This is a genomic window from Streptomyces sp. SID10853 (genome assembly GCF_010548145.1).
In the GTDB taxonomy this organism is placed as follows: Bacteria; Actinomycetota; Actinomycetes; order Streptomycetales; family Streptomycetaceae; genus Streptomyces.
Genome location: NZ_JAAGLN010000235.1, coordinates 1 through 10747 on the forward strand (window position 1 = coordinate 1; position 10747 = coordinate 10747).

Sequence of the window (10747 nt, forward strand, 5' to 3'; positions counted from 1 at the left end):
GGAGGCCGGCCGCCTTGGCCGGGGCGCCCTCGTCCAGGGCCCGCGCGCCCTCGCCCGCGAGCCGCTCGAACCGGTACAGATCGACGTCGTCCGCCTCGGCGCACAGCCGGTACCCGCCGTCGGCCGATGCCACGGCCGCATGTCCGAGCACCCTCCGCAGCCGGGCCACGAGCGCCTGGAGCGCGCCGGTGGCGTCGGCGGGCGGTTCGCCGTCCCACACCTCGTCGACCAGTACGCCCGCCGGGACGCTCCGGCCCGCCCGCAGCGCCAGTACGGTGAGCAGGGCACGCAGCCGCGCCCCGCCGAGCGCGACGGCCGTGCCGTCGGGGCGGAAAGCCTGTGTGGTCGAGAGGATCCGGTAGTGCACGGGCCCATTGTCCGTTACCGCGCCCACTTCAACCGCCCGGTCTCTCAGTCATGCTCCTAGCCTGCCCGGAACCCATGTCCGGCCGCGAGACGTTTACCGCGTGTCACCTGTACGGTCGGGGCTCTTGAGGCCCGGCCCCCACGTATCAGGAGCTCCGTCCATGACCACCGCTTCCACCCGTCGCAGCGAGCGGCGGATCAGTCCGGTCTTCCTGGGGATCGTGGCCGTCATGGCGGTCACCGGCTGGGCGGTGTGGGCGGACTTCTCGAAGGTCCCCGGCTTCTCGGTGTTCCTCTTCGTGACGTCGGCGTGGGTGGTGTCGCTCTGTCTGCACGAGTACGCGCACGCCCGCAGCGCCCTGCACAGCGGTGACATCTCGGTCGGTGCGAAGGGGTATCTCACCCTCAACCCGATGAAGTACACACACGCGATGCTGTCCATCGTGCTGCCGCTGGTCTTCCTGGTGCTGGGCGGGATCGGGCTGCCCGGTGGCGCGGTCTTCATCGAGCGGGGCCGGATCAGGGGCCGCTGGCGGCACAGTCTGATCTCGGCGGCGGGCCCGCTGACGAACGTGCTGTTCGCGTTCGTCTGCACGGCCCCGTTCTGGCTGCACGGGCTGGACGGCATTCCGCCGCTGTTCCGGTACGCGCTGGGGTTCCTCGCGCTGCTCCAGTTCACGGCGGCGATCCTGAACGCCCTTCCGGTGCCGGGCCTCGACGGGTACGGCGTGGTCGAGCCCTGGCTGCCGTACAGCATCCGCCGCCAGGTCGAGCCGTTCGGTCAGGTGGGGATGCTGGCGGTCTTCGCGCTGCTGTGGATTCCGTCGGTCAACCACGCGTTCTTCGACCTGATCGACACGATCCTGCGCGGCGTCGGGGTCAACGGCAACGACACGTACTGCGGGCAGCAGTTCTACCGCTTCTGGTACGGCAAGCCCGAGAGCTTCTTCTGCCCGACCGGGTGACGGCGGCGGCCGGAGCCGTACGGCCGGGCCCGGTACCACGCACGACGCCAGCGGGCAGGGGCGGACGGCGCCAGCGCGTGGCGGGAGCGGACGGCGTCAGCGCGTGGCGGGGGCGGACGGTGTCAGCGCGTGGCGGGGGCACCCGCCGACTTCGCGGCGCGGCTCCTGCGCAGATAGAACCAGGCCATGTTCGACGAGAGTCCCGCCAGCAGGATCCAGACGATCCCGATGAGGCTGCCCTGGACGAAGGAGACCACGGCCGCTGCCACGGCGAGGGCGCAGACGACGAGGGCGTACAGAGCGAGGCGGGGCATGGGGGCGGCTCCTGTCCGGGGGCAAAGTCTGTTCGCCCCCCAGTGTCCCCCATGCCCCGATCGCGCTCACACGTCGGTGACGCGCAGCCCGGCGTGGGCCTTGTAGCGGCGGTTGACCGAGATCAGGTTGGCGACCAGCGACTCGACCTGGTGGGCGTTGCGCAGCCGTCCGGCGAAGACGCCGCGCATTCCGGCGATCCGCCCGGCGAGCGCCTGCACGATCTCGACGTCGGCGCGCTCCTCGCCCAGCACCATCACATCGGTGTCGATCTCCCCGATCTCCGGGTCCTGGAGCAGGACGGCCGACAGATGGTGGAAGGCGGCGGCCACCCGGGACTCCGGCAGCAGGGCGGCGGCCTGCTCGGCGGCGCTGCCCTCATCGGGCTTCAGGGCGTACGCGCCCTTCTTGTCGAAGCCGAGCGGGTTGACGCAGTCGACCACGAGCTTGCCCGTCAGCTCGTCGCGGAGCGACTCCAGGGTCTTGGCGTGCCCGTCCCAGGGCACGGCCACGATGACCACGTCGCTGCGGCGTGCGCACTCGGCGTTCTCCGCGCCCTCGACGCCGTGCCCCAGCTCTCCGGCCGCGGTCCTGGCGCGCTCGGCGGCGCGCGAGCCGATGATCACTTTCTGGCCGGCCCTCGCCAGCCGGTAGGCGAGCCCGCGGCCCTGGTCACCGGTCCCGCCGAGGACGCCGACGACCAGGTCCGAGACATCGGGGAGGTCCCAGGGATCCCGGGCGGCCGGCTGCTGTGCGCTGTCGGTAGAAGTCATGGGCCGACCCTACTTGTTGGGACCCGGCCCCCGTACGGATGAGTACCGGTCAACGGGCCCCGCGGGACGGCCCGGTGCGGCAGGATGCCGGGGCATGGATGCCGTAAGGGTGGCGCTGCTCCGGGAAGTCCTCGCCGGGACGGAGTGGCCGCGCGCAGCCCGCCGCTTCGCCACCGCGCTGCGGTCGTCGGTGGTGCCGCACGGCGGTGGGCTGCTCCTGGTGGGGACCGAGCGGTACGAGCCGTGGCATCTGGCGGCGCATCTGGTGGACGAGGCCGCCTGGTCGGGGCTGCCCGAGCTGGCTCCCACGCTCGTACGCCACCGGGTCGGGGGCGGTGAGCCCGCGCATCTGGCCGTGGGGCTGGGCCGGATCGAGGCGGCGGGGCGGGGCGAGACACTGCTCGTCGTCGCGCCGGAGCTGCCGGGCGAGGGGCTACTGGAGCGAGTGCACGGGGCGCGGCGGGCCGGTGCCACCGTGCTGGCATTGGACGGCGGGGATCCCGAGGTGCACGGTCTGGCGCACGAGACGCTCACGGTGGCGGAGGACGGTGAGGTGGATCTCGACACCGTGCAGCACCTGGTCAGCGCCGCGGCCGGCGAGAACACCCTGCCCGCGCAGCGCGGCAGGCCACGCTTCCGCGACCGCCTTTCCCGCCTCGCCGACCAGCTGACCGCTCCCCCGCCGGACCGGTGGTGACCCGGCCGCCCGCACCACGCCGCGCCGCCGGCAATCAGGCCGCCGGTAAGCAGGTTGCACCCGGACGCGGCGCGCTGGAGCCGGTCGGGCCGGTCCCGGGTACTGCCGATCGTTTTGGTCTGCAGGTCGGCGTACTCACCGGCGCACGCCGGCCGACGCAAGTTCAGGCCGGGAAAACCTGAGCCCCCGCTCGGGGAGCGGGGGCCGGACGTTTACCGCGGGAGCGTGATCAGGGCAGCAGGTTGGACTGCCCTGCCCGGACGCTCTTCGTGAACAGGTTGTAGTCCTCGCGGGAAACGATCAGCACCTGGGCGTCCGGATCGCCCACGTCCACGGAGTCACGTAGAGCCACGACTCCATCCACGAACGCGACCTCCAGGCAGTTGTTGCCGCCGCTGGACAGCTCACTCTTCGCCCACTCGGCGTTGGTCAGGTCGACCTGCTTCTTCATGTCTCGAAGTCCTTGATCATTTTCTGGATGTAGCGACGCGATGCAGACGGATCGAGGGCTTGCCTCCGGAGGTCATCGAACGCAGATTGATACCGCTCCACGGCCGCATCTTCCTCCAGGTACACGCTGGTTGTCTTGGCCTCGACCACGGCAACCGGTGATCCCACCTGGAACCTTAAGAGTTGGAACGAGCCGTCGACGCCCGCGTGAGCACCTGCGTCGAAGGGGAGCACCTGCACGTCCACATGCTTGCGCTCCCGCATAACCGTCAGTAGCCAGTCGAGCTGCTCTTGCATCACTTTCGGCCCGCCCACGACCCGCCGCAGCGCCGCCTCATCCAGGACGCACCACAGGTTGAGCGGCTCTCCTCGGGACAGAACGGCCTGCCGGGCCAGCCGGAGATCAACGAAGCGGTCAACCTCCCGCTTAGAGGACCACACCTTGCTCCGTTCCACGATCGACGTTGCGTACGCCCTGGTCTGGAGCAGGCCCGGAATGACTTGGAGAAAGAAGACGTCGGCGTCGGTCGCCATTCCCTCAAGGTGCAGATAATCCTCGAAGGCGTCGGTCTGGATCGCGTCCTGGAACTCGTCCAGCAGATTCGTCCGCTTACCCGAGGCCGCAAGCGCGGCCATAGCTTTGACTTTACCCCTGGTCTCCTCGGACTCGACGGCATAGACCTGGAAGAACGCGGTCAAACCCAGGCCCGTAACCCGTTGCTTGCCGTTCTCGATCTTGCTCAGGGCGGGCTTACCGGACAACCCGAGGCGTTCCGCGGCCTCCTCCATGCTGTAGCCGACCGCTAGACGGAGTGACCGCAGGGCCGAACCGAACCTTCGCCTGTGCACGTTGGGCCGCGCTTCCACCATGTCCACCTCCCTCGCGCCCGCAGGGTATCGCGAGCCTCATGACCGGCATATGTCAACTTTCGATTCGAGCAACGTTTCTCTTATTGAGGGGTTGCTAGAAACGTTTCTCATGAGCCATCGTTGCTCACGGAGTGACTGTGTGACCACGTTCCGTAGTCACTCTCGTGCATTGGCCGTGCTCTGTCCTCCGCCAGGGCCGCCCACTCAAGCCTTCCCGGAAGGACGGCCTGTGAGCATGACCGCGACCCCGCGCAACGCAATGGGCAACCCCGGTTGCAGCGAGACCGGGCCCTGCGAGCCTGCGAGCGCCTCGGCGGTCCGATGGAAAGGCGGCGCTCCCTGAAGCGGGAGTATCTGCTGCCCAAGTTCCTCTCCGGGCATCCGCTCGGAGAGGCCCGTGCACAATCGTTGGAGGTTCCATGAGAAGCACAACAGTCATTCCGTTCGCCGCCCGTGCGGCTGCCCCGCCGTGCCTGGTCACCACGTCGATCGAGGGAGTCGTCTGGGACGAGGGGCATCAGCTCAACATGCGGACGGACGGAACTCCCTGGCACACCGCCGACCACGCCGCATCGACCACCGACACCAACCAGGACGGCAAGGGTGACGACGTGACCGACCCCTACTTCGCTCCCGCTTCCTGATGGGCGCCGCCCGGCCGGTGCTCGTCGTTGCTGAACGGCTCGATGCCTCCGCTGACATGGTGGTGGACCAACTGAATCAGCGTGATGTAGCCGTGCTGCGATTCGACTCAGCCGACTTTCCCCAGCACGTAACGCTGGCCGCCCGCCACCGGCCGACGACCGCGGGATGGGAAGGTGTACTGACCGACGAGCGCCGATCGGTGCGGCTCGGGGACGTCCGGGCCGTCTACTACAGGCGGCCTGGGCGCCCCGTCATCGCCGACACCGTGACCGAACCGTACGCGGCCTGGGCCCGGAACCAAGCGGACGCAGCCATGCTCAACCTGCTGTCAGCCCTGCCCGTCCGCTGGATCAACAACCCTCACCATGACCGCATCGCCGCGCACAAGCCACAGCAACTCGTCGCGGCGGCCCGGGCGGGCCTGCGTGTACCGCGCAGTGTGATCACGAACGATCCCGACGAAGCCCGCGCCTTCGCGAAGGCCCTGGACCGGCCCTTGATCTGCAAGCCAGTCCTCGGAGGGCGTCTGAACACGGGCGCGGACCGACAACTGATGGTGGCGACCCACCGGGTGGACCCGGCCGACTTCGACGACAGCATCCGGCTGACCGCACATTACTTCCAGGAAGACATCCCCAAGAAATACGAAGTACGCCTGGTCGCCGTGGACGGCGCTCTGTTCGCCGGGACCATCATCGGTACCTCCGAGAAGGCACGGACCGACTGGCGCACCGACTACGAGAACCTGGAGTACGGCACAACCACGGTGCCCGACAAGGTCGCTACGGCTGTTCGGCGTTTCATGGCCTCGTACGGGATCGTGTTCGGCTCCTTCGACTTCGCCGTCACCCCCGATGACGAGTGGGTGTTCTTCGAGAACAATCCGGCCGGCACATGGTCATGGGTCGAGAACCGCACCGGATTACCCATCGCTGCCGCACACGCTGATTACCTGCAGGGGACCACCACATGACGCACACGAACGACCCCGCACCGGCCCGACTGCGCGCCCAGTTCGCCGCCGCACTCGGCGAGGGGCAACAGAGCGAATGGCTGGCAGCGTTCGCCGAGGTTCCGCGGGAACACTACGTCCCACGCTTCTACCAGCAGGACGAGCAAGGACGGTGGCGGGAGGTATCCAGCGGAGATCCGGGCTACTTGGAGACCGTGTACTCGGACACCGCGCTGACTACACAGCTGGATGAGCATGGCGTCCCCACCTCGTCATCAAGTGAGCCCCGCCTGATGCTGACCATGCTCGACGCCCTGGATGCGAAGCCCGGTCACCGCTTGTACGAGCTGGGCCTCGGTACCGGGTACAACGCCGCCCTGGCCGCGTCGCACCTCGGAGGCGACAACGTCGTGAGCGTGGACGTTGATCCCGGTCTCGTCCATCTCGCCCGGAGCCGCCTGGCGAAGGGGGCGTACCACCCATTCACCTTCACTGGCGACGGCGCGGAGGGCTATCCAGCCCGAGCGCCCTACGACCGCATCATCGCTACCGTCGGCCTCCGCTCTCTCCCGCCCGCCCTACTGGCCCAGACCCGCGAGGGTTCAGTCATCGTCGCGCCGATCGGATTCGGCGTCGCGAAAGTCGTCGTCGGAAGCGATGGGGAGGCGTCAGGGAGATTTCTCCCCGTACCTGCGTTCTTCATGCCGCGTCGGACCGCCTCCCACGGTCCCGACTTCGCAGGACTGGAAGCCCAGGCCGGCACGGCCGCCGCTGTACAGGCAACGGATGTGCTCAACCGGCTGAAGTTCCCGCTGTCACTCGCGCTCCCCGGATATCACTCGTGCTCCTGGCAGGACGAGTCGGGAAAGGTGACCGGTGTCGGACTGTGGACCGAGGACGGATCCACGGCCACCGCTCACGTGTCGGGAAAAGCCAGGCAGATCGGCCCACAGCGGCTCTGGGACAAGGTGGAGGAGTTGGCCTCCGTCTTCCCCGGAGGCACTCCTGCCCGAGAGGACTTCGGCCTCACGATCACGCCGGGACGTCAGCGAGTCTGGTACCGGGAGCCAGAAGGCCCTTCCTGGTCCCTGCCCACTGAGTAGACGAACTCGTGGCCCTTGCATCGTGCCGGTCCTCGCCCCCGCCGAGCCGCTGGTAGTCAGACCGCCGGTAATCCGTTTGCACCCCGGACGCGGAGCACCCGAATATGACCTCTCGTGGCTTCCCGCACGCGGCTCGGCGCGCTCCTTCCCGATCTCACCCCCTGGCGGTCCTCCCGGGAGTTCCGGCTGCTCTGGATCCAGGGTCTGATCGCCTTCTTCGGCAGCTCGATGGCGCTGATCGCGCTGCCGCTCCAGATCAAGGACCTCACCGGATCCCCTGCCGCCGTGGGCGCGATGGGGGCGGTGGAGCTGGTGCCGCTGGTCGTCTTCGGGCTGTACGGCGGTGCGCTCGCCGACGCGGTCGACCGGCGCAAGGTCATCCTGGCCACCGAGGCGGGGCTCGGGGTGCTGGCCGTGCTGCTCCTGGTGAACGCGCTGATCCCCGCGCCGATGCTCTGGCCGCTGTACGTCGTGGCCGCCGGGGTCTCGGCGCTCGCCGGGCTCCAGCGGCCCGCGCTCGACTCGCTGCTGGCGCGGATCGTGCCGCACGACCAGCTCACCGCGGCCGCGGCGCTGAACGCGCTGCGCTGGCAGACCGGCGCGATCGCGGGCCCGGCGCTGGCGGGCGTGGTCGTGGCGTACGCCGGGTACCCCACCGCGTTCAGCGTCACGGTGCTGGGCTTCACCGTCTCGGTGGCCATGTGCTCACGGCTGTCGCCCGCACCGCCCTCGCACGACGCCGAGCGGCCGTCGCTGCGCGGGATCGCGGAGGGCGCTCGGTACGCGTGGAGCCGCCCGGTGCTGCTGGGGACCTACGCGATCGACCTGGCCGCGATGTTCTTCGCCTACCCGAACACCGTCTTCCCCTTCCTCGCCGACGATCTGCATGCCACCTGGGCGCTGGGTTTGATGTATGCGGCGGGGTCGGTGGGGTCGGTGCTGCTCAGTCTGACCAGCGGCTGGACCTCGCGGGTCAGACGGCACGGGCTCTTCGTGGTCTTCGGGGCCGCGGGCTGGGGTCTGGCGATCACGGCCGCCGGCTGGTGCACCAACGTCTGGCTCGTGCTGCTCTGTCTGGCCTTCGCGGGCGCGGGCGACATGCTCAGCGGCCTCGGCCGCTCCACCATCTGGAACCAGACCATCCCTGAGGAGCTGCGGGGCAGGCTGGCGGGCATCGAGGTGCTCTCGTACAGCATGGGGCCGCAGCTGGGCCAGGTCAGGGCCGGCACCCTGGCGGGCTGGACCGGGACCCGGAACGCGATCTGGAGCGGCGGCCTGGCCTGTGTGGCGTCGGTGGGTGTGCTCGCCGCCGTGCTGCCGAAGCTGCTGACGTACGACGCGGACACCGACGCCGACGCGCGGCTGCGCCGCACCCGCAAGGAGGAGGCGGCGGCCGCGGCGGCGGCTGTCTGATCAGACCCGATCAGACCCGGTCAGGACGTTCCGGCCCGGTCAGGACGTTCCGGCCAGGTCGGCCGGGGCGGCCGGATCGCCCGGGTCGGCGGGATCCGCCGGATCGGCCAGGTCGGCCAGGTCGGCGGGCGCCCGGTCAGCTCTCCTCGTCCGTGGGGGCGCTCTTGTCGTGCCACTTGGGGTCGGTCTCCCACTCCAGGTTGCGCTCGGCCGCCGTCTCCATGGCGTGGGTCGCCTCCTCGCGGGTGGCGTACGGGCCGAAGCGGTCCTTGGCCGGGCACTCGGGGCCCTCTTCGACCTTTTTGTGCTGGATGCAGTAGTACCACTCGCCCGGCTTCGCGGCCGTGCGCCTCTTGAACAAAGCCATGGTCGGCTCCTCTCTCATACACTCGCTGGCATGTCTGGCCAGTCACTGCTCGTACCAGGGGAGCTCTCTCCCACCCGTTCCGTACCCGGAAACATCCGGCGTCCCGAGTACGTGGGCAAGCCCGCGCCGACGCCGTACACCGGTCCGGATGTCCAGGACGCCGACACCGTCGAGCGTATGCGCGTCGCGGGCCGTATCGCCGCACAGGCGATGGCGGAGGCCGCCAAGCACATCGCGCCCGGTGTGACGACGGACGAACTCGACCGGGTCGCCCATGACTTCATGTGCGATCACGGGGCCTACCCGTCGACCCTCGGCTACCGCGGGTTCAAGAAGTCCCTCTGCACCTCGGTCAACGAAGTCATCTGCCACGGGATCCCGGACTCCACGGTGCTCAGGGACGGCGACATCGTGAACCTCGACGTCACCGCGTACATCAACGGGGTGCACGGGGACAACAACGCCACCTACCTCTGCGGGGACGTCGACGAGGAGTCCCGGCTCCTGGTGGAGCGGACCCGGGAGTCGCTCCACCGGGCCATCAAGGCGGTCAGGCCGGGGCGCCAGATCAACGTCATCGGGCGGGTCATCGAGTCGTACGCCAAGCGCTTCGGATACGGGGTCGTCAAGGACTTCACCGGACACGGCATCAGTACGTCGTTCCACTCCGGTCTGATCGTCCCGCACTACGACAGCCCGTACGCCACGGAGCTCATCCGGCCCGGTATGACCTTCACGATCGAGCCGATGCTCACTCTCGGCAGCTACGAGTACGACATGTGGGAGGACGGCTGGACCGTGGTGACCAAGGACCGCAAGCGGACCGCGCAGTTCGAGCACACGCTCGTGGTGACGGAGACCGGGGCGGAGATCCTCACGCTGCCGTGATCCGGATTGGCCGGGGGCGGGGCGGGGTACGGCTGTTACCGACAGGACGTCGGGAACCATTGACTTAGGTAAGCCTAAGCATAGAAGATCGAGCCAGGTTCCCGTCCCCCTCGGCCCCGGAGGTCCGCCATGGACGCCTTTTCGACGCTCATCCGCACCGCCTCTCACGAGCTGCACGACCAAGCCAATTCCGCGACGTTCATGAGCGACATGCTGAGCGGCAGGCTCGGGGTGGACGCCTATGCCCGGTACACCGAGCAGCTGTGGTTCGTGTACCGGGCACTGGAAGAGGGCGCCGACGCGCTGGCCGGGGACCCCGCGGCGGGCCCCTTCATCCTCCCCGAGCTGATGCGCACGGCCGCCCTTGAACAGGACCTGGCCCATCTGCGCGGGCCCGGCTGGCGGGCGGGTCTGAGGCCGCTGCCCGCCACCACCGCATACGCCGAGCGGGTGACGCACTGTGCGCGGACCTGGCCCGGCGGCTATGTCGCCCACCACTACACGCGCTATCTGGGAGACCTGTCCGGCGGTCAGATCGTCCGCGACGCGGCGGAGAAGGCGTGGGGCTTCCCGCGCAAGGGCGACGGTGTGCGGTTCTACGTGTTCGACCTGATCCCCAACCCGGCCGCGTTCAAGCGTGATTACCGGGAGCTGCTGGACACGGTGGACGCGGACGACCTGGAGAAGCGGCGGATCGTGGACGAGTGCAAGCATGCCTTCACCCTCAACACGGAGATCTTCCGCGAGCTGGGCCAGGAGTTCACTCCGATCAGTGCCTGAAGCCCGCTTGAAGTTCCCCGGCCGGGGCGGGAGTTCGCCCCGGCCACCGTCCGGCATGTGGCGGCCCGGCGGGAGTTCGCCCGGCGGAGGTCCGACCGGCCGTGGTGCCCGGGTCAGCGCCCGGCGGTCCTGGTGGCCCGGTCCGGGGCGCGCGAGCCGGTGAGCA

At 69.2% G+C, this 10747-nt stretch carries 14 protein-coding genes; 8 read left to right on the forward strand and 6 right to left on the reverse strand.

Features of this window, described 5'->3' with window-relative positions; genetic code table 11:
* Positions 1 to 367, reverse strand: a 367-nt coding sequence (locus G3I19_RS29945) for a helix-turn-helix domain-containing protein (protein WP_343235250.1), incomplete at its 3' end; no start/stop codon positions are given.
* Positions 368 to 527: 160 nt separating this feature from the next.
* Here G3I19_RS29945 and G3I19_RS29950 point away from each other — a divergent pair.
* On the forward strand, positions 528 to 1331 hold the full coding sequence (locus tag G3I19_RS29950) for a site-2 protease family protein (protein ID WP_164266853.1): 804 nt from the start codon (positions 528 to 530) through the stop codon (positions 1329 to 1331).
* A gap of 122 nt (positions 1332 to 1453) precedes the next feature.
* Here the strand turns inward: G3I19_RS29950 and G3I19_RS29955 are convergent, their stop codons facing one another.
* Together G3I19_RS29955 and npdG are read right to left on the reverse strand one after the other, a co-directional pair.
* Positions 1454 to 1645, reverse strand: coding sequence for a hypothetical protein (locus G3I19_RS29955; protein WP_164266854.1), 192 nt, complete (start codon positions 1643 to 1645; stop codon positions 1454 to 1456).
* A 66-nt stretch (positions 1646 to 1711) separates the two neighbouring features.
* Positions 1712 to 2416, reverse strand: a complete 705-nt coding sequence (gene npdG, locus G3I19_RS29960) for an NADPH-dependent F420 reductase (RefSeq protein WP_164266855.1) — start codon at positions 2414 to 2416, stop codon at positions 1712 to 1714.
* A gap of 94 nt (positions 2417 to 2510) precedes the next feature.
* Here npdG and G3I19_RS29965 point away from each other — a divergent pair, with 94 nt between their 5' ends.
* On the forward strand, positions 2511 to 3113 hold the full coding sequence (locus G3I19_RS29965; RefSeq protein WP_164266856.1) for a hypothetical protein: 603 nt from the start codon (positions 2511 to 2513) through the stop codon (positions 3111 to 3113).
* Between the two features lie 229 nt (positions 3114 to 3342).
* Here the strand turns inward: G3I19_RS29965 and G3I19_RS29970 are convergent, their stop codons facing one another.
* On the reverse strand, positions 3343 to 3564 hold the full coding sequence (locus tag G3I19_RS29970) for a DUF397 domain-containing protein (protein WP_164266857.1): 222 nt from the start codon (positions 3562 to 3564) through the stop codon (positions 3343 to 3345).
* A complete protein-coding gene (locus G3I19_RS29975) occupies positions 3561 to 4433 on the reverse strand; it encodes a helix-turn-helix transcriptional regulator (RefSeq protein WP_164266858.1) in 873 nt (290 codons plus the stop codon). The genes G3I19_RS29970 and G3I19_RS29975 overlap by 4 nt, the downstream gene beginning before the upstream one ends.
* Before the next feature lie 419 nt (positions 4434 to 4852).
* On the opposite strand from G3I19_RS29975, the gene G3I19_RS29980 reads away from it, so the two are divergent.
* The 4 genes from G3I19_RS29980 (at position 4853) to G3I19_RS29995 (ending at position 8546) form a co-directional block, all read left to right on the forward strand.
* Entirely contained in the window at positions 4853 to 5077 is a 225-nt protein-coding gene (locus G3I19_RS29980; RefSeq protein WP_164266859.1) for a hypothetical protein, read from the forward strand.
* Positions 5077 to 6051, forward strand: a complete 975-nt coding sequence (gene tgmB / locus G3I19_RS29985) for an ATP-grasp ribosomal peptide maturase (RefSeq protein WP_203600618.1) — start codon at positions 5077 to 5079, stop codon at positions 6049 to 6051. Before G3I19_RS29980 ends, tgmB begins: the two co-directional genes overlap by 1 nt.
* Positions 6048 to 7133 carry a methyltransferase domain-containing protein gene (locus G3I19_RS29990; protein ID WP_164266860.1) on the forward strand — a complete coding sequence of 362 codons (1086 nt, stop codon included), beginning with the start codon at positions 6048 to 6050 and terminating at the stop codon, positions 7131 to 7133. Before tgmB ends, G3I19_RS29990 begins: the two co-directional genes overlap by 4 nt.
* Before the next feature lie 114 nt (positions 7134 to 7247).
* A complete protein-coding gene (locus tag G3I19_RS29995; RefSeq protein WP_164266861.1) occupies positions 7248 to 8546 on the forward strand; it encodes an MFS transporter in 1299 nt (432 codons plus the stop codon).
* A gap of 136 nt (positions 8547 to 8682) precedes the next feature.
* Here the strand turns inward: G3I19_RS29995 and G3I19_RS30000 are convergent, their stop codons facing one another.
* Positions 8683 to 8913, reverse strand: a complete 231-nt coding sequence (locus G3I19_RS30000) for a hypothetical protein (RefSeq protein ID WP_164266862.1) — start codon at positions 8911 to 8913, stop codon at positions 8683 to 8685.
* 30 nt (positions 8914 to 8943) lie between these two features.
* On the opposite strand from G3I19_RS30000, the gene map reads away from it, so the two are divergent.
* Entirely contained in the window at positions 8944 to 9801 is an 858-nt protein-coding gene (gene map, locus G3I19_RS30005; protein ID WP_164266863.1) for a type I methionyl aminopeptidase, read from the forward strand.
* A gap of 129 nt (positions 9802 to 9930) precedes the next feature.
* The gene (locus G3I19_RS30010) at positions 9931 to 10581 is read left to right on the forward strand and encodes a biliverdin-producing heme oxygenase (RefSeq protein ID WP_164266864.1); all 651 of its coding nucleotides are present in this window, start codon (positions 9931 to 9933) and stop codon (positions 10579 to 10581) included.
* Positions 10582 to 10747 lie beyond the last annotated feature (166 nt).